The following is an 18,462-nucleotide window of genomic DNA, read 5'->3' as shown; positions in this document are numbered from 1 at the left end:
GTAACCCCGTCACGCCGCGCGGTCGAGCGTCCGTCGCGCGCGCGCGAGGAGGGCCGCGGCGGCGTCCCGCGCGCTGCCGAGGCTCGCGTCGGCGAGCATGCCCGTCGGCCCGACCCAGTCGCCCGCGACGTGGAGCCCGTCGACCCCGGGGACGCAGACGCCCGGGCGCCCCGCGTAGCCGCCCCCCTCCGCGGCGACCACGGCGTTGGAGACGACGAGCGAGGGCAGGAAGCGCCGCTCGACGAGCGCGTCGCGGTAGCCCGGCTGCGCGCGCTCGAGGAGGTCCTCGAGCTCGCGCTCGGGGTCGCGGCCGGCGAGCTCGGGGCCGTACTGGACGGCGTGGAACAGGGCGCCGCCCTGGGGGGCGAGGCGCGCGACCTCGGAGTGGAGCGACAGGTAGAGGGGGCGGTCGACGCCGAGCACGACGCGGCAGCGCGGGCGGGGCAGCCGGGACAGCGCGACGTCGAGGCACGCGGCGCGGACCGGGACGGCGCGCTCGGCGTACGCGGCGAGCGCCGGGACGTCGGGCGCGAGCGCGGCGGCGGCGCGCGGGCTCGCGGCGACCAGCGCGGCGCCCGTGCGGAGGCGGTCGCCGTTCGCGAGCTCCACGAAGGAGACGGCGCCGCCCTCGGCGGCGACGCGCGTCGCCCGCGCGCCCGTGAGGATCTCCACGCCGGCCGCCGCCGCGGCGGCGCGCAGGCCGTCGACGAGCGTCTGCCAGCCGCCGTCGAGGTAGAGCACGCCCTGGCTCAGGGCGAGCTGCACCTGGGCGAGCGCGGCGCCGGCGCTCTGGCGATCGGCGTCGGCGCAGTAGGTCGTCAGCCGGACGAGCATGCCGACGAAGCGGCGCACCTCGGGCGTCCGGAAGGCGTCGCGGAGCCAGGCCGAGACCGGGACCGCGTCGAGCGGGGCGGGGCGCATCGCGGCGAGGCCGCCGAGGACGCGGCCCACCTCGAGCTTCGCGGCGAGGCCGAAGAGCCCCGTCGTGAGGAGCGACAGGGCGCCGGACGGCAGGGTGTGGAGGGCGCCGCGGTCGAGCGCGAGCGCGCCCGATCCGGGCGGCGGCGCGCCCGTGTACCGGACCCCGAGCTCGCGGAGCACCTCCTGCGCCGGCCCGCCGCGGTAGAGCGCGTGGGCGCCGAGGTTCAGCGAGAAGCCGTGGCTCTCCTGCGTGACGGCGCGGCCGCCCGGCGCGTGCGCCTTCTCGATCACGGCGACCGACCGGCCTGCGCGCCCCAGGTACGCCGCCGCGGCGAGGCCCGCGAGCCCGCCGCCGACCACCACCACATCTTTTGTGCGTTCCATCACAGTTTCCCTTTCCTGGCGGTATCACGATCGGGGGTCCGGAAAGGTTACGCGCGCCCGGTCGATTTTCGGGGCGGGCCCCGAGGGGGAGGGGAGGCGGGCCGGGGTGGCGCGGACGAGGGGCGAGATGAACCGCACGTCGCCGAGCAGGTCGATGGGCGCTGTCTGCTCCTCGAGAGGCTTATCGGGGAGAGGCTTATCGGGGCGCAGGCGCAGCGGGGTGCAGATCGGCCCGGACACCTGCCAGCGGCGCCTCTCGTGGAGATCGCGGAGGACGAGGGCGTCGGCCAGGATCGGAGTGAGCGCCTCGACCCTCGCCGCGCGCCGCTTCGTCGAGCGAGCGCGATACTCCACGATCGTCCCGAAAGGCTGGATCTCGGCCGAGACCCGGAGTCGTGTCCGCGCGGGGCGGCGGGCTGCTGGCCGAGCAGCAGGCCGCGCGCCGCGCCGCATCGGCGCTCGCCTCCGGCAGGGATCTCGTGCAAAGTCCGGCGCAGCATGAAGAGGCTCCTGCTCACCAGCGCGCTGCCCTACGCCAACGGGCACATCCATATCGGCCACCTCGTCGAGTACACGCAGACGGACATCTTCGCGCGCTACTGGCGCATGGCCGGGCGTCGGTGCATTTACCTGTGCGCCGACGACACCCACGGCACGGCCATCATGATCCGCGCGCGGCAGGAGGGGCGGAGCGAGGCCGACGTCATCGCCGACATGAGCGCGGCGCACCAGCGCGATTTCGCGGCGTTCCAGATCCGGTTCGACCATTACGGCAGCACGAACTCGCCCGCGAACCGGGCGCTGTGCGAGCAGATCTGGGCGTCCTTGCGCGAGCGCGGCATGGTGACGACGAAGGACGTCACGCAGCTCTTCGATCCGAAGGAGGGCATGTTCCTGGCGGATCGGTTCGTCAAGGGCACTTGCCCGAAGTGCGGGGCGGAGGACCAGTACGGCGACAGCTGCGACCGATGCGGCTCGACCTACGCCGCCACGGATCTGGTCGAGCCGAGGAGCGCGCTCACGGGCGCGCGGCCCGAGGTGCGGAGCGCGCAGCACCTCATGGTGGCCATCGAGCCGGAGCGGCCGTTCCTCTCGACCTGGACGCAGGGCGAGGGGCGGATGCCGAAGGAGATCGCGAACTACCTGGCGGGCCACTTCCTGTCGGAGCCGCTCCGCGACTGGGACGTGTCGCGCCCGGCGCCGTACTTCGGGTTCGAGATCCCCGACGCGCCCGGGAACTACTGGTACGTCTGGTTCGACGCGCCGATCGGGTACATGGCCGCGAGCAAGGAGTGGTGCGACCGGGAGGGCGAGGCGTTCGACGACTGGTGGCGATCCGAGGAGACGGAGATCGTCCACGTCATCGGGAAGGACATCGTCTATTTCCACACGCTCTTCTGGCCGGCGATGCTGCGGGCCGCGCGCTTCTCGCTGCCTTCCCGCGTGCAGGTGCACGGGTTCCTCACGGTGAACGGGGAGAAGATGTCGAAGAGCAAAGGCACGTTCGTGCTGGCCTCGACGTACCTGAAGCACCTCGACCCGGCGTACCTCCGCTATTACTACGCGAGCAAGCTGAGCTCGAAGGTCGACGACATCGATTTGAACCTGGAAGAGCTCGTCAACAAGGTGAACGCCGAGCTCGTGAACAAGGTGGTGAACCTGGCGAGCCGGTCGTCGCGCTTCGTGGCCCAGACGGGCCTGTCGGCGGCCTATCCGGACGACGGGGGGCTGTTCGCGGCGGCCGCGGCGGAGGCGGACGCGATCGGGGCGGCGTATGCGGCGTTCGATTACGCGCGGGCGACGAGGATCATCGTGTCGCTGGCGGATCGGGCGAACGAGTATGTCGATCGGATGCAGCCGTGGGCGCTCGCGAAGCAGCCGGAGAAGAAGGCCGAGGTGCAGGCCGTGTGCACCGTGGCGCTCAACCTGTTCCGGCAGATCGTGATCTACCTGGCGCCGGTGCTGCCGAAGCTCGCCGACGACGTGGCGCGGCTGCTCGGGTGCCCCATGGACCGGTGGGAGCTCGCGAAGACGCCGCTTGTGGGGACGCCGGTGGCCGCGTATGAGCACCTCATGAAGCGGGTCGATCCGGGTGCGGTGGAGAAGATGATCGCGGAGGGCCGTCCGGCGGAGGCGCCGGCGGCGGAGGCGCAGGCGGCGGGAGCGCCGGTGGCGGCCGCGAGCCAGGCGGCGGGCGGCGGCGCGGCCGCCGAGGACGACGGCGCGGCGCTCGCCAAGGAGCCGCTCGCGCCGGAGTGCACGATCGACGACTTCACCAAGGTCGACCTGCGCGTGGCGCGCATCGTCGCGGCGGAGCACGTGCCCGAGGCGAAGAAGCTGCTCAAGCTGACCGTCTCGCTCGGCGGGGAGGCCCGGCGGACCGTGTTCGCCGGTATCAAGGCGCACTACAAGCCGGAAGACCTGATCGGGAGGCTCGTCATCGTGTGCGCCAACCTGGCGCCGCGGAAGATGAAGTTCGGCCTCAGCGAGGGGATGGTGCTCGCGGCCGGGGACGAGACGGTGCACCTCCTGGCGCCCGACTCGGGGGCGAAGCCGGGAATGCGGGTGCACTGAGGCGAGCACCTCGCTTCCCCGCTGTCTTCAGCGTTATCGTGCCGGCCTCCGGATCGCCGAGGCCCCATGAGACCGCTGGTCGCTCTCGCCTATTACCCGCTCTGGGCCGTGGCCGTGACCGTCGGCGTCACCGCGCTGCGCCTCGGGCGCAACGTGGGCCGCGGCCTCGTCGCCCTCTGCTTCTTCCTCGCCTTCTGGGTCACGGGGCTCATCCTGCTCGAGACCGACGGCACGGTCGCCCTCGCCGAGCGCGTCCTCCCGAGCGGGATCATCGTCGCCGCGGGCCTCGCCCACGCCTACGCCGACGTCGCCGGCGCCTCGCGCCGCCCCGTCGCCGTGGCCTACGCCGTCAGCGCCGCGGTGGCGCTGCTCGGGGCCGTCTCCCCGCGCGTGCTCTACGGCCCCGCCGCCCGCTCGCCGGGCCCGCTGTTCCTCCCGCTCGCCGCCGTCATGGGCGCCGCCGCGATCGCGCTCGAGGTCCAGATCGGGCGCGCCGCGCTCGCGGCCCGCGGCCTCCTGCAGCGGCGCATCGCCGCGCTCTTCTTCGGCAGCGTGCTCGCGACGCTCGGGGGCGGCTTCCTCGTGGTGCTGCGCGTGCATGGGCTCGGGGACGTGCTCCTCGGCGCGCCGGTCCTGCTCCTCGCCATCCTGCTCGTGGCCTACGCCGCGCTCATCGGCGAGCTGGGGCGCTCCCGCCGCGTCTTCGCGCAGGGGCTCGCCTACGCCGGCCTCACGGCGCTCGTCTCGTCGCTCGGGCTCATGGTCTTCTTCAAGGTCCTGCCCGCGCTCGCGCCCGGCGGCGGCGCGTCGCTCCCCTGGCTCGTCTTCGTGATCTTCCTCGTCGCGCTCCCGTCCGATCCGCTGCGCCTGCTCGTCGTGGAGCACCTCGGGCGCCGGCTGTTCGAGCGGCCGATCGGCGTCCGCGACCTCGCCGACGAGATCGAGCGCGTCGAGGTGCGCGCCGACCAGGCCGAGCGGCTCGCCGAGCTCGGGCGCCTCGCCAGCGCGGTGGCGCACGAGATCCGCAATCCGCTCGGGGTCATCGCCGCGCAGACGAAGCTGCTCGAGCGGCAGGGCGCGAAACCCGAGACCGTGGCCTCGCTGCGGGGCCAGGTCGACCGGGCGAGGCGGTTCCTCGACGACCTGCTCCGCTACAGCCGCCCGCGGCCGCTCGAGGTGAGCGAGGTCGACGCGCTCTCCACGCTGCGGCTCGCGGCGAGCCACGTCCGGCAGATCGTCGGCGAGGGCGCGCCGCCCATCGAGATCGCGCCCGAGGCGGGCAAACCGATCTTCGTGGAGGCCGATCGCGGCGCCTTCCTCGACGTCGCGACGGCGCTGCTGCAGAACGCGGCCATCGCGCTCGACGGGGTCGCCGAGGGGCGGATCCGGGCGGTGGTCGCGCGCGAGGGCGGCTCGGTGATCGTGCGCGTGGAGGACAACGGCCCGGGGGTGCCGGCCGAGATCGAGGGGATGCTGTTCCAGCCGTTCGTGACGGGGCGGGGGCGCGACGCGAAGCACCCGGGAACGGGGCTCGGCCTGGCCGTGGCGGCGCGCTGGCTGGAGCGGCACGGGGGCGCGCTGCGCTACGAGCGCGCCCCGGGCGGCGGCGCGCGCTTCGAGGCGCGGTGGCCCGCGCGGGCGGCGGAGGCGGCGGGGTGAGGCCTGGCCAGTGACCCGTACCGATCGGCGACCGGCGCTGGTCAGCGATCAGGTCAGTGCGCGCCGTTGGCCCGCGTGAACGGCGCGGTCACGCCGTTGAGGATCCGCGTCGTCTCGCAGACCCGGCGCCACGGCTCGTGGTACGAGAACATGGCGCCCGTGCCCGCGGGATCCGGCACGGTGAGCTCGGTGCCCGGGGCGGGCAGGCCGACGGCCCCGCCGGCGGGGATGGGCGGTGACGAAAGGAACGGCGAGAGGCCGGACTGCGCGCCCGGCGGGCGCGGGTCGATGTGCGTGAACGGTGTCGCCAGCTCGGTCGGGCTGTGGCAACCGTTGCAGGTGGCGAGCGCGAAATGGTGGCGCTCGATGGCCTGGAGCGGCGTCGTCGCCGTGTGATCCCAGAACGGCCCCGGCGCGGGCGGGGGCGGGGGCGAGGTCGATTCGCCGCCGAGCATCGGGGCCGGGACCGGCGTCTGGGTGAAGTCGATCAGGTTGGGCGAGCCGGTCCAGAGCGCGTTGGCGTCGAGGTAGCCGTCGAGCGCGCCCGACGCGTTCAGGCTGTCGTCCGGCGTCTGCTTGGTCGTGTCCGGCCGGAGCAGCGCGGCGTTCGGCCCGAGGCCGACCTGCTGGAGCGTGCTCTCGCGGAGCTTCCAGTCCGGCCCGAAGATGATCTCGTTGGTGCGCACCTGGGCGATGGAGCTGCCGAAGTTGATCGCGCCGGGCTCTGCCCCCGGCGAGGTGATGTCGGTGAGCAGCGACTCGAGGAGAGCGAGGTACGCGGGCGAGCCGATCGGCCCGAGGGACGGGTCGCTCAGCTTGTGAAAGGCGTTTGCCCAGTCGAAGGTCGTCGCCGGAGCCCCGCCGCGCTGCGACGGGAGGCTGTACTCGAGGATGACCGTGGCCGGGAGCGGGCCGCCGCTCGGCAGATCGACGATGCCGAAGACGAAGCGCACCTCGCCGGCGCTCGGAGGGCCGCCGTAGAGCGGGGAGGGGTCCTGCAGATCGGCGCGGTTGAGGATCGCGAGCAGGCGGAAGGGCGCCTGCGTGATGTCGAGCGGACAGGCGCCCGGGCCGACGATGGGCGACCCCGGGGCGCAGCCGCTGGCGATGAGCCACGGGTCGATGAGCGTGGGCCGGATGCCCGGCCGCGCCGGCACGGGGAAGCCGTTGACGACGTTCGGCACCTCCCACGCGTGCAGCCACTCGGCCACGAACTCGTGGACGGGCGTCGCGCCGGCCATCTGGCGCATGAGCATGCCGAAGGTCCACGCGGCCGGCGTGCCGCCGGAGGGACAGGAGCCAGACCAGGTGGTGCGGCAGACGTCGTCGACGACGGCGACATCGCGGATGAGCAGCTCGCGGTCGAAGTCGACGGGCAGCGGGAGCGGCGGCCAGAGCGTCGGATTCAAGTAATCGCAATCGGTGACGAGCGACTGCGCCGCCTCGCCGAGAGGACCGTCATCCCCGGATACCGAGGTCCCGGTGTCGAGGGTGCAAGCCCCGATCGCGAGGCTGGCCAATGCGCACAGGATCGATGTTCTTTGCATGAATGAGGAGGCACCTTTCTCGCGTGGCGCGGCTCCATGCCCGCTGGAGCCCGCGGCACGAACGCCCTGGCTGGAGCGCCGGGCGTGGGCGCCTGTTCTAAATAAGGAATATCTGCATGTAAAGTCGTGCGAACCACGTGATCATGGCGTCCTTGCGACGGTCCCTGCGTGTGGGGGTGTGTTGGAGTGTAAGATGGCCCGTCGCGCGTCGTGGCCGGGCGCGCGGCGTCAGCCCAGGACCTCGAGGGTCACGCCGCGGTCATCGTGAGCTGGGCGGTCGTGGCTCCCGCCTCGAGGGCGCGAAGGGACCATGCTCCCTCCACGGCCTGCGGGTCGCCGGCGCCTCATTGCTCGCGGAACGTGGCGTCGGCCTGCTGGGCGCTGCCGGACACCGTGCCGACGATCATCAGAAAGCCGGAGTGCCGCATGTACTGCCCGGGAGCGCTGTAGGACTCGAAGGACGACCAGCCGCTGTTCGCCAGGCCGGGGCGGCGATGCCAGGTGGCGTCGCCCCGGAAGCCGGACGACCCGTCGTTCGTGTCCAGCCAGACCTCGCCGCCGCGATGCCGGAGGAAGCGGCCGGGGAAGTTCACCGACTCGAACGAGACGGCGCTCGAGTTGGCGAGCCCGGGCACCACGCGGAACTGCGCGTCCTGGATCGGCGACACCGCCTCATCGATCCGGGCGCGGAAGCCCTGGTGGCGCAGGTACCGGCTCTGGAAGTTGTAGGACTGGAGCTGGCGGATGGTGCCGACCGGCGTCGTGGTCGAGCCGGCTGTGTAGTTGCGGATGACGCCGAGATCCCAGGGGAGCTGCTGGTAAGGGGGACCCGACAGGTTGAGGTTCCCCTGGATGAGGAAGTCGACGCGGTTGATGTCGTTGATCTCGAGCTTCTGGTTGACGCCAGCGCGGATGAGCTCGCCGTGGGAGACGCTCGTGGTCCACCGATCTGCGTTGTACACGAGATTGCCGCGCCAGGCCCATTTCTCGGCGATCTGCCGCCACGGCCCTCCGGCGCTGGCCGACGTCCACAGCTCGTAATACCGGTTGTCCTTGAGGTCTTCGACGATGAGGTAGTACTGGCTGTCCGCGAGCGACTTGTAGACGTGCGCGCCTTCGAACGTATCGGTGATGGCCACCGAAGGTGATCCCCAGCCGCCCGGGAAGCTCCCCCGCGCCGTCTTGCGCACGTAGAGCCTGCGCGAGCCGTCGTCAGGGGTGTTGTACAGGTAGCAGCTGGCATCGTCGCAGATCACGTAGTAATCCCAGCCCATGTTGCCGGAGGCGCCCAGGGATTTCGGGCCGGACCACGAGCTCGGGTCGGCGATGTTCGAGGTCGTGGCATAGGCCGCGCCGTGTTTCCCATCCTGGTAGACCAGGTACCACAGGTTGTGCGGCTCGAAGTAGAACACCTGCGGCGCGCAGAAATAGCTCTCGCCGATCTTGCTCAAGTAGATGTGCGGAGCGGTCCGGAAGCCCTCCATCGTCGTCGCGGACGAATACAGCATCTGCCATCCGCCGCTGGCGTTGGCGCCGGTGTAGAACATGTGATATTTGCCGCCCGAATACACGATGGTCGGATCTTTGACGGCGTAGTGGTCGTAGGGCTCCGCCTTGGCTTTGTACAAGATCGGCGCGTCCACATACCAGGTCGGGTTGGCGATGGCGGCGGCGCCCTCGAGCGAGCCGGCCTCCTCGCTATCGCTCTCGATCTCCTCCGGGCCGACGACACACGACACGGCGATGGCGCCGGTCGCGGCGGCGAGCAAGGCGTGTCTGGATACGAATCCCATATCGTTCTCCTCGTCCTGCTGAACAAGTGCTACGCGATCAGCTCGCGGCTCGACGCTGCGATGACGGGCAAAGAGGGCGCAGAGGCATCGGTCGTCGATGCGCTCTGCGCCCTCTGCCGCGTCGTCAGCTCGATGTCTCGACGCGCTGCGGGTGCAGCGGCCGTTCCCTCCGGGCCGTCAGCGGCCGAGGAAGTTCATGAGCCAGCTCATGGCCGGCCGCATGGTGCCGTTCGAATGCTGGAGGCCGGTGTTGTCCCTCCAGGTGGCGCCGACGATGTAACCCCAGAGGGTGATGCCGGGGACGGCGGGGTGGTTCCAGAACATCTTGAACTGCTCCTCCATCACCTGCTTCTGCCGGTTGTCGTCCGCGATGCCGATGTCGTACTCGGTGATGTACACGGGCTTGCCGAGCGAGGCGAGCTTGTCGATGTACCCCTTCACGGTGTTCGTGTTGATCTTGTAAGCGTCGTGGGCCTGCGCGCCGAGGGCGTCGACGGGGGCGCCCGCGTTGATCACCGCCCGCGCGATCCGCATGAAGTTGTCGTGATCTCCCTGGTACTCGATGTTGTTGTAGTCGTTGAGGATCAGGACCGCGTTCGGGCAGTACTCACGCGCCCACTTGAAGGAGTTGACGATCCAGTCCCAGCCGCTGGCGCCTGCGCCGCCGATGCCGTTGATGTAGGAAGGCGTCGTGTGGGGCGGCGGCTCGTTGACGACGTCGATGTACTTCGTGTCCGGGTAGCGCGCGCAGAACGACCGCATCCAGTCCTTCAGGGCCGCCTGCTGCTCCGACCCGGAGAGGCTCGCCATCCAGCTCGGCTGCTGGGCCCCCCACACGAACACGTGCTGCTTGAAGATGACGTTGTTCGCCTTCGCGTAGTTGTAGATCCGGTCGAGCGCTGCCCAGTTCTTGTTCCCGCGCGTCCGCTCGACGGAGTCCCACTTGCCCTCGTTCTCGGGCGTGATCTGGTTCCAGTACCTCGAGAAGCCGTCGCGCACGGCACCGTTGGTCGTGATGTTGCCCACGAACTTCGCCCCGGTGGCGCCGCCGCCACCGCCGCCACCGCCGCCCGCGCCGCCGGAGCCGCCGGAGCCGCCGGAGCCGCCGGCGCCCGAGCTGCTGGAGCTGCTGGAGCTGCTGGAGCTGCTGCTCGAGGTACCCCCGCCGCCGGTCCGGAGCGAGAACTTCTGGTTGTTGCCGTTCGCCCAGCCCCACTGCTGGAGGCCTGCGCCGTCCGCGCTGCCGGCGACGTCCAGGGACTTGCCGCTGTGGCGCGCCGTGAGACGCACGCCGCCGTTGACGTCCGTGAACGACCACTGCTGGTTTTGTCCGTTCCAGCAGGAGTATTGCTGGACGCGGGCGCCGTCGCTGGTGGAGGCGCCCGCGACGTCCAGGCAACGGTTGCTGGCCACGTTACGGATGCGGTAGTAGCCGCCGTCTGCCGACTCCACGCGGAACTGTTGCCGCGTCGAGCCGTTGCAGCTGGCGATCTGCAAGGCCGCTCCGTCAGCGGTGCTGCCTCCTGCCACCTCGACGCACTTTCCGCTCTGCACGCCGGAGATCGTGTAGACCGCGCCCGTATCGATCGTGATGGCGCCGTCGAGCGACCCCCCCTCCTCGGTCTCGGCGTCGTACGCCTCCTCGGGGTCGATGACGCACGACACGGCGAGGATACCCGTCGCCGCCGCAAGCAAGGCCTGCATCGTTCCAAATCTCATCGTATTCTCCTCTTCCTGTTAAGTAAGTGAAACTAGAATCTTCCCACCGCTCGACGCTGCCCTCGCGTGGGTCGGGATCGCTCTCCGCGCGCTGAAGGCCCCCGAGGGGCCGCCGCGCTGGGCATTGCCGCTGCGCTGGCCATTGCCGCTGCGGGTGAATCTCGAACGAGATGCGCGCGGAGCGGATAAGTTCATTCGATGCGCGTCAGGCAGCGCGTCGAGGGTGTTTCTTGCTCCGGACTGGCATGTTCGTCAAGTCGATTGTGCATCGCAAGCGGGCATGAGCCTCATCAAGGTGCGATATGCACAGATGCGAAGTCACGATGGTGGTTTGGCCCCGACATGGGTCGAGGCACCTACGGGCGCGATCGAAAGGCGCGCCAGGCGCGCGAAGAGCGCCGAAGATCGCCCGTGATCCGCGGGCCGCGCCGGCCGCGCTCGGCAGGAGAGCGCGCTCGAAGAGCTGGAGTGAGATCAAGGAGGGGCCGCGCGCCACCAGGGCCGCACAAGGCTCCTCCTGGCGTGAAGCGACTCGAGCCGATCGAAGCAGCGAGGGCGGGCGAGCGCTGCACAGCGCCCCCGTCGTGGGGACCTGCGCTCCCTCTGCCGCGTCACGTCTCGGCCGGTGCGCGCTGCCCTGGGCATCGCGCACCGATGGCTCCCCGGGGTCGTCAGCGCCCGTCAGCGGCCGAGGAAAGCTATGGTATGGCGGATCGTAAGAGCGTGAAAATCTCGGGTTTCATCGTAATCACCCTCGCGAGAGGGTGATGGCCGACTGACCGACCGGCATGGGGCGACAACCCTCGATCGCTCCGAGGCGCGATCGGGCTGGGCGGCGCGCAGGCCGAGGCCCCGCGTTCCGTCGAGCGGCTTCCGGCGGAGCCGGTGCGCGTGCGGATCGCGGAACGACCTTGCGCCCAGCGCGGGTAGGGCGCGCCCGCCGCCCCCGCCAGCGCGCCATCGCGCGCGCCCGCGGCGATCGAACGAACGGAGCCGGGGTCGATCCCGGCGACGAAGAGAGCGGTGCGCATGAGACAACCCCCACGCAGGGCAAAGCCGAAGAATGCGACGATTGTGAGCGCTAACAACTCGAATGTCAATTCCGATCCGCCCTTCCACGGCGTCGCGCCTGCGGAATGGCGCGCGCGTAGCTCTCGCGGAGGTGATCCACCAGCGCGAAGGCAAGGTGGTGGCCGCGGAACACACATCCTGCGCCACGGCAGCCCGCGCCTGCAGCGCACGGACACGGCCGCAGGCCCTCTGATATCCTGCAAAGCCTCCGAGGAGGCTCTGCCCAGATGACCCCTGAGACCGTCGACATCCTCGATCCGGACCTTTACGTCGCGGGCGCGCCGCACGACCGCTTCGAGATCCTCCGCCGGGAGGCGCCCGTCTACTGGCACCCCGAGCCGGCGGGCCGGGGGTTCTGGGCGATCACGCGGCACGACGACGTCGCCCGCATCTCGCGCGACCCGGCCGCGTTCTGCTCGGGGCGCGGCCTCTTCATCGAGGATTTCGCGCCGGGGGACATGCGCGACAACCCCGATGTCATGATCATGATGGACCCGCCCAGGCACGGCCGCTTCCGGGCGCTGGTCAGCAAGGGGTTCACGCCCCGTGTCATCCAGCGCCTCGAGGCGCACGTGCGAGAGCTCGTGACGCGGCTCATCGACGAGGCCTGCGCGCGCGGCGGGTGCGACTTCGCCAGCGACATCGCGGGCAGGCTGCCCCTGACCGTGATCCTCGAGATGCTCGGCGTCCCCCGCGAGGACCAGGAGCAGATGCTCGACTGGACGATGCGGTTCTTCGGGGCCAGCGACCCCGATTATCGCATCACGCCCGAGGAGCTGAACACCGTGCTCCGCAACATGAACGCCTACGCCCACGGGCTCGCGGAGGAGCGGCGGAGGTCGCCCAAGGACGACATGCTGAGCCTGCTCATGGCCGCCGAGGTGGACGGCGAGAAGCTCTCTTACACGGAGTTCGGCGGCTTCTTCAACCTGCTGCTGACGGCCGGCCACGACACCACGAAGAACCTCATCACGAACGGGATGCTCGCCCTGATCGAGCACCCCGACCAGCGCCGGCGCCTGCTCGACGACCGGTCGCTCCTCCCGACCGCCATCGAGGAGATGCTGCGCTTCTCGCCGCCGGTCTATTATTTCCGGCGCTCGGCGGTGCGGGACACCGAGCTTCGCGGGCAGCGGATCGCGGCCGGGGACAAGGTGGTCCTGTGGTACGTCTCGGCCAACCGCGACGAGGAGGTCTTCCGGGATCCCCACACGTTCGATGTCGGCCGGACGCCCAACGAGCACCTCTCCTTCGGCGTCGGCCCCCACGTGTGCCTCGGCCTCGCGCTCGCGCGCCTGGAGGCGCGGGTCGCCTTCGAGGAGCTCCTGCGAAGGCTCCCTGATCTCGAGCTCGCCGGGCCGGTCGTGCGGCTCCGCTCGAACTGGGTGAGCGGCGTGAAATCGATGCCCGTCCGCTGCGCGCGCCCTGCCGGGTAGCGCGCGGCGCGACGGCCGCTCATGACCCGTTCTTCTCGCTGAAGCGGTACACGACCGTCCCGAAGGCGTGCACGAGCCCGGAGGCGCTGCCGGCGACGGTGACGTCGGTCCAGCAGATCCGCGCGTCGCGCGCGCGCACGACGGCGCGCGCGACGAGCTCGTCTCCGGGCAACGCCCCGAGGAACTGCGCGCTCAGGGCGATGGTGGCGCCCGAAGCCCCCGGCGACGGCGGGACGGCCGTCCATGGGCAGGTGGCGCCTGCGGCGTCGATGAGCGTCAGGACGGCCCCTTCGTGCATGGCGCCGCCGCCGTCGAGGTTCGCCGCTGCGGGGGCCATCGCCATCTCGATCGCCCCGCGGCGCATGCCCAGGAGGCGCAGCTGCCTTCGCGACAGGAAGGGGCTGCCGGCCATCGCCGCGCGGATCGCCCCAGCGACGCCGCTCGCCGCCCCGTCGGCGGGCGCGACGAAGGCGGGCCCTCCGTCCGGGGGCTCGGCGAGGGGAGGGGCGTCCGCCGGTGCGCTCCCGGCCTCGCTCACGGTCGACGAGGCGTGCGCGACCGCATTTCCGTCGGCGTCCCTGATCAGCGCCTCGAAGAAGCCCAGCTCGCACACGCGGCGCACGGCGCGCGTCTCGACCGTCACCGCCTTGCGCGCCGCGCGCACGTAGCCCACGTGCATCGAGACGGTGCGGAGCGGCGGCGCGACCGCGCGGGCGGGCTCGCGCGCGATGGCGTGCGCGGCGATCGGCACGAGCGACGCGAGCGCGCCGCCGTGGACCAGCCCGAACATGGTATTCCGCTCGTCGAAGGGCAGGACGAGGCGCGATTGCGCGTCGTCGGCGGCCTCGATGTTCACCCCGAGGTCGGCCGGGTAGGAGCCGTCCTCGAACCGCGTCCTGATGGTGTCGGTCATGCCGTAGTCTCCAGGGATCGGCCGGAGTCGTCCAGCCTCGCGCGCCTTGCGCGGCGCCCTCCACCGCTCCGCCGCGCGCCGTCGCGGACAGCGCTGCTCGGTGGAGCGGGGGAGAGCGCCGCGCGCCGCGCCCCCCGACAGGCCTGGATCCGCGCCTGGGCGACGCGGTACGGTCACCCGTGACCGAGACTGTCCTGCTCATCGACGACGATCCGGGGTTCCGCGACGCCTACCGCGAGCTGCTCGCGCAGGAGGGGTACACGGTCGCGGAGGCCGGGGCCGCCCCGAAGGCGCTCGCGGAGCTCCGCCGCACGAGCGCGCGCCTCGTCGTGCTCGACCTGATGCTGCCGCCGTCGGGCCGCCCCGAGGAAGGCGCCGCGCTCGCCGACAAGATCCTCGCCGAGCGGCCCGCGGCCAAGGTGATCGTGGTCTCCGGCGCGGGCGAGACGCCGCTCGCCTTGCGCCTCGTCGAGCGCGGCGCGTACGACTTCCTGGCCAAGCCCGTCGATCCGGACGTGCTGCTCGCCGTGGTCGCGCGCGCGGCGGCGCGCCTCGCGCTGGAGGACCGCGTGACGGAGCTCGAGCGCTCGCTCACGGCCCGCGAGGGCGACGCCTCGGCGCTGCTCGGGCAGTCGCCGCCCTTCCTCGAGGCGAAGACGCTCTGCGAGCGCGCGGCGCCGACCGAGGTGCCGGTGCTCATCACGGGCGAGTCCGGGACGGGCAAGGAGGTGTTCGCGCGCTACCTGCACGCGAGGAGCCGGCGGAAGGACAAGCCGTTCATCGCGGTCAACTGCGGCGCGCTCGCGCCGACCCTCCTGGAGTCGACGCTGTTCGGCCACAAGAAAGGCGCCTTCACGAGCGCGATCAAGGACGCTCCTGGCCTGTTCGTCGAGGTCGACGGGGGGACGCTCTTCCTCGACGAGATCGGCGACATGGATCCTGCGCTGCAGGTGAAGCTCTTGCGGGTGCTCGAGACGGGCGAGATCCTGCCCGTCGGCGCGGCGCGCCCGCTGACGGTGGACGTGCGGATCGTGTCGGCCACCCACAGGTCGCTGGAGTCGATGGTCGCGAACAAGACGTTCCGCGACGACCTCTACTGGCGCGTGCGCGGGATCGAGATCGGCTTGCCGCGCCTGGCGGACCGCGTGGGCGACCTGCCGCTGCTCGCGCAGCACTTCCTGAACCTGTCGCGCGCGCTCGTGCCGCGCTCGCCCGCGACCGCGATCTCGCCCGGCGCGATGCGGCGGCTCGAGGCCTGCGACTGGCCCGGCAACCTGCGCGAGCTCCGGCACGAGATGCAGCGCGCGCTCGTGATGGCCGGGGGCAGGGGAGAGATCCTCGAGGAGGACCTCTCGCCGGCGCGGCGAGGGGGCGCGCCCGCGGCGTCTCCAGGCGACGAGCCGGCCGAGGGGGCGACGCTGGAAGAGAAGATCGCGGCGCTGGAGCGGCGGGAGATCGCCGCCGCGCTGCGGGCGACCCAGGGGAACAAGAGCCAGGCGGCGGCGCGGCTCGGGCTGTCGCGCCAGGGGCTGCTCAACAAGATGGATCGCCACGGGCTGAAGTGACCTCGATCGCTCATGCAGTGATGAAGGAAAAGTTTGCTCCGATAAAACCGACATCGGATCTGCAGGCGACCGAAAAAACATGAGCCGCGCCGGGCGCGGGCCGGCACTGAAGGACCGAGAGCGCGGCTCGCCGTGACCTGTCGCCGATCGGTGCGACGTCGGCCGCTCTGCACGCGCGATGTCGGTGGCTCGCTCCTCACGGGGGCGAGCGCTGCAGACGAGCAACTTCAGGAGGAGTCATGATGCTTAGCAGGATGGTGCTTGTGGGGTGCCTGTCGCTGGTCGGTTCCGCCCTCGCCGCGTGCGCGAACAGCGACGCGGATCGGCTCGGCGAGGGGAACGGCAACGTGGTCGTGAGCCCGCCGACGTCCGAGGGCGACGGCTGTACGCTCACCCAGGGCTACTGGAAGAACCACGAGGAGAGCTGGCCGGTGTCGTCGCTCACCATCGGCGGCGCGACGTACTCGCAGGAGGAGCTGCTCGAGCTCTTCCGGACGCCGCCGAAGGGCGACGCCAGCCTCATCCTGGGCCACCAGCTCATCGCCGCGCTGCTCAACGTGGGGAGCGGCGCGAGCGACGCGGCCCTCGACGGCGCGCTCGCGGACGCCGAGGCGTGGATGGCCGCCAACAAGGACGCCGACGGCCGGCTCCCGTACGGCGTGAAGCGCGGGGGCGCGGCCGACGAGGCCGTCTCGCTCTCGGGCTCGCTCGCGGACTTCAACGAGGGGGGCATCGGCCCGGGTCACTGCGACGGCGGCCCTGGCAGCGGCTCCGGCAGCACGGGCGGCGGCGACGACTGCGGCTGCGGCGGCGACCCCGGCGACGGCTCGGGCAGCACCGGCACGGGAAGCAGCGACGGCGGCGAGGGCGGCGGCTGCTCGCACGGCGGCGAGGGCGGCAGCGACGGTGGCGAGAGCGGCGAAGGCGGCAGCGGCGGCGACCCGAGCGGCGGCGATGGCGGGTCCGGGCCGGAAGGCCCGGTGTGCTCGGATCCATGCAGCGACGGCTGCGCCGACGGCTACGTCTGCATCCTCGGCTGCTGCGCGTTCGTTCCCAACTGAACCGCCTTCCCGCCTTCATGTTCAATTTTGAGCATGCCCCCGGCAGCGGCGACGGCGTGCTCCGGAGAGGCGTCTACCGGCCGATGGGCGCGAGCCCGTCGTGACGTGTTCGACCTCGTCGAGCCGGCCGCCGAAAAAACACCCCGCCCAGCAACTCCCGCACGAGCGGTGGATCGAGGACCGCCGCGCGCGGTCCTTTTTTTGATTGACGCCGACAATGTGAACGCTCACATTGGCGTCTGGGTATTCTTCCGCTTTGTCATGGACAGGCGGCCATGCGCACCGACCCTTCCCACGGGAGTCGGTCCGTATCGCACTCTCTGCCTTTCTTCCTGGAAGATTTCATCGGCACGCGCTCGGGCGACCGCGGACGCTGGTCGCACCGTCGAGCGTGATGCCGGTGGGTGCTGTCAATCGCCTGAGCTCATCGCGGGATCGCCACGGGGAGAGTGCCGAGAGGCGATTCGCGCGATCACGATGGGGTCCAGACCATGCTGAAACTGGGTGCTCGTTCCTCTCTCCCCGTCGCCTTGATGCTCCTCGCATGCTCGTCCGAGACAGGCTCTCCCGGTACGGGAGGGGGCGGCGCCGGGCAGGCCGCGGGCGGCACCGGCGGGGCCGGCGCTTCCACGACCAGCGCGGAGACCACCTCGACAGGGGTCACGAGCGCTGGTGGCGGCTCCGCCAGCAGCGGGTCGACCGGGGGCGAGTCGTCGGCGGGGGGCGGCGGCATGGGCGCCGGGGGCGCCGAACCGACCGCGGGCAAGCCGAGCCCAGGCTGCGGCAAGTCGGGGAGGCCCGCGAACGGAACCGTGAAGGTCGACAACGATCACATCTACACGTTCCCGGACAGCTACGACGGCAGCACCCCTCTCCCGCTCTTGATGGGCTTCCACGCCTGCGGCAACCCGATCGACCAGTTCATCAACCTCACGCGGGGGTCCGCCTTCGAGACCGAGTACGTGCGCGCCGTGGGGAGGTCGTCGGACGCGGGGGGGTGCTGGAACTACAACAACGACATCGCCAAGGTCCTTCGCATCTACGACGACCTCATGGACAACTACTGCATCGACATGGACCGTGTGTTCGCCACCGGCCACAGCTCCGGTGCCCAGATGATCGTGCAGATCCTGGCGCACAGGTCCGACGCCGAGCACCTCAATTTCAAGGCGGTCGCGCCCGTCGCGGCCTCCGACTACGGCGCGCTGCAGGTGTCCATGCCCGTGATGTACATCCAGGGCCAGAACGACACCGTCCGCGGGGGGGACGGGGCGAGCACGGTCGCCAGGTTCCGTACCGCCAACATGTGCCAGATGAGCTCGACGCCCTATTCCGAGGTCATGGGCTGCCAGAGCAGCGGCAAGGCGGTGAACCCCGGCTGCATCTCCTACAGCGGCTGTTCGGCGCCGACGATCTGGTGCTCGCACGACGACCCCGCGTACAGCAATACGAGCCACGGCGTGCCGTGCTTCGCCATCCAGGCGATGTACGACTTCTTCACGGGCATGCCGTAAGGAAGCCCCGAGCCCGCTCGCTCGTCGCCCGCTATCACCTCCGTCACGGCGTCCGCCGCTCGCCCTCGAGCGACGCCGGAGCGCCGATCACGTCGATCGACCGAGACGTGAACCTCCAAGGACGCCAAGACCGCCAAGGAGAGAACAAGATCTTGGCGTCTTGGCAGAGAGCGGCTTTCGCCCGTCTCCGATACATGCGTCGCAGAGCGGCGGTCACCCGCACAGGAGACGGGTCCAGCTCGGCGTTTTCGGCGCGGAAGCGCACTCCGGCGCGCTGAGCACCGAAAACGTCGAGATGGGCCCGT

General features: G+C 71.1%; 11 protein-coding genes. 6 read left to right on the top strand and 5 right to left on the bottom strand.

Annotated elements, in window-relative coordinates; genetic code table 11:
* Positions 1–9: 9 nt before the first annotated feature.
* A complete protein-coding gene (locus WMF26_RS44550) occupies positions 10–1,305 on the bottom strand; it encodes a phytoene desaturase family protein (protein ID WP_437997687.1) in 1,296 nt (431 codons plus the stop codon).
* Between the two features lie 498 nt (positions 1,306–1,803).
* On the opposite strand from WMF26_RS44550, the gene metG reads away from it, so the two are divergent.
* Both metG and WMF26_RS44540 read left to right on the top strand, forming a co-directional pair.
* Positions 1,804–3,879: a methionine--tRNA ligase gene (metG, locus tag WMF26_RS44545; protein ID WP_437997686.1), complete on the top strand. Its 2,076-nt coding sequence runs from the start codon at positions 1,804–1,806 to the stop codon at positions 3,877–3,879.
* 66 nt (positions 3,880–3,945) lie between these two features.
* Positions 3,946–5,538 (top strand): sensor histidine kinase, encoded by a 1,593-nt coding sequence (locus WMF26_RS44540; RefSeq protein ID WP_437997685.1) that lies wholly within the window; start codon positions 3,946–3,948, stop codon positions 5,536–5,538.
* Positions 5,539–5,591: 53 nt separating this feature from the next.
* On the opposite strand, the gene WMF26_RS44535 is transcribed toward WMF26_RS44540, so the two are convergent.
* From WMF26_RS44535 to WMF26_RS44525, 3 genes are all read right to left on the bottom strand, one after another.
* Positions 5,592–7,085: a hypothetical protein gene (locus WMF26_RS44535; protein WP_437997684.1), complete on the bottom strand. Its 1,494-nt coding sequence runs from the start codon at positions 7,083–7,085 to the stop codon at positions 5,592–5,594.
* Between the two features lie 344 nt (positions 7,086–7,429).
* Entirely contained in the window at positions 7,430–8,878 is a 1,449-nt protein-coding gene (locus tag WMF26_RS44530) for a non-reducing end alpha-L-arabinofuranosidase family hydrolase (RefSeq protein WP_437997683.1), read from the bottom strand.
* 177 nt (positions 8,879–9,055) lie between these two features.
* Complete coding sequence (locus tag WMF26_RS44525) at positions 9,056–10,597, bottom strand: RICIN domain-containing protein (protein ID WP_437997682.1); 1,542 nt, start codon at positions 10,595–10,597, stop codon at positions 9,056–9,058.
* A 1,298-nt stretch (positions 10,598–11,895) separates the two neighbouring features.
* On the opposite strand from WMF26_RS44525, the gene WMF26_RS44520 reads away from it, so the two are divergent.
* Positions 11,896–13,104 carry a cytochrome P450 gene (locus WMF26_RS44520; protein WP_437997681.1) on the top strand — a complete coding sequence of 403 codons (1,209 nt, stop codon included), beginning with the start codon at positions 11,896–11,898 and terminating at the stop codon, positions 13,102–13,104.
* A gap of 19 nt (positions 13,105–13,123) precedes the next feature.
* On the opposite strand, the gene WMF26_RS44515 is transcribed toward WMF26_RS44520, so the two are convergent.
* Positions 13,124–14,017 carry a PaaI family thioesterase gene (locus tag WMF26_RS44515; protein WP_437997680.1) on the bottom strand — a complete coding sequence of 298 codons (894 nt, stop codon included), beginning with the start codon at positions 14,015–14,017 and terminating at the stop codon, positions 13,124–13,126.
* A 179-nt stretch (positions 14,018–14,196) separates the two neighbouring features.
* Here WMF26_RS44515 and WMF26_RS44510 point away from each other — a divergent pair, with 179 nt between their 5' ends.
* The 3 genes from WMF26_RS44510 (at position 14,197) to WMF26_RS44500 (ending at position 18,157) form a co-directional block, all read left to right on the top strand.
* Positions 14,197–15,582, top strand: a complete 1,386-nt coding sequence (locus WMF26_RS44510) for a sigma-54-dependent transcriptional regulator (protein ID WP_437997679.1) — start codon at positions 14,197–14,199, stop codon at positions 15,580–15,582.
* A gap of 239 nt (positions 15,583–15,821) precedes the next feature.
* Positions 15,822–16,643, top strand: a complete 822-nt coding sequence (locus tag WMF26_RS44505) for a hypothetical protein (RefSeq protein ID WP_437997678.1) — start codon at positions 15,822–15,824, stop codon at positions 16,641–16,643.
* 491 nt (positions 16,644–17,134) lie between these two features.
* Entirely contained in the window at positions 17,135–18,157 is a 1,023-nt protein-coding gene (locus WMF26_RS44500; RefSeq protein ID WP_437997677.1) for an alpha/beta hydrolase family esterase, read from the top strand.
* Positions 18,158–18,462: the final 305 nt, after the last annotated feature.

This window comes from Sorangium sp. So ce185 (genome assembly GCF_051526825.1).
In the GTDB taxonomy this organism is placed as follows: Bacteria; Myxococcota_A; Polyangia; order Polyangiales; family Polyangiaceae; genus Sorangium; species Sorangium cellulosum_D.
The sequence above is the reverse complement of the archived record's forward strand: the minus strand, read 5'-3'. Positions and strand labels throughout refer to the sequence as shown.

Coding starts and splice junctions, on each gene's coding strand:
- WMF26_RS44550 (WP_437997687.1), bottom strand. CDS start 1,305: ATGGAACGCACAAAAGATGTGGTGGTGGTCGGCGGCGGGCTCGCGGGC.
- metG (WP_437997686.1), top strand. CDS start 1,804: ATGAAGAGGCTCCTGCTCACCAGCGCGCTGCCCTACGCCAACGGGCAC.
- WMF26_RS44540 (WP_437997685.1), top strand. CDS start 3,946: ATGAGACCGCTGGTCGCTCTCGCCTATTACCCGCTCTGGGCCGTGGCC.
- WMF26_RS44535 (WP_437997684.1), bottom strand. CDS start 7,085: ATGCAAAGAACATCGATCCTGTGCGCATTGGCCAGCCTCGCGATCGGG.
- WMF26_RS44530 (WP_437997683.1), bottom strand. CDS start 8,878: ATGGGATTCGTATCCAGACACGCCTTGCTCGCCGCCGCGACCGGCGCC.
- WMF26_RS44525 (WP_437997682.1), bottom strand. CDS start 10,597: ATGAGATTTGGAACGATGCAGGCCTTGCTTGCGGCGGCGACGGGTATC.
- WMF26_RS44520 (WP_437997681.1), top strand. CDS start 11,896: ATGACCCCTGAGACCGTCGACATCCTCGATCCGGACCTTTACGTCGCG.
- WMF26_RS44515 (WP_437997680.1), bottom strand. CDS start 14,017: ATGACCGACACCATCAGGACGCGGTTCGAGGACGGCTCCTACCCGGCC.
- WMF26_RS44505 (WP_437997678.1), top strand. CDS start 15,822: ATGATGCTTAGCAGGATGGTGCTTGTGGGGTGCCTGTCGCTGGTCGGT.
- WMF26_RS44500 (WP_437997677.1), top strand. CDS start 17,135: ATGCTGAAACTGGGTGCTCGTTCCTCTCTCCCCGTCGCCTTGATGCTC.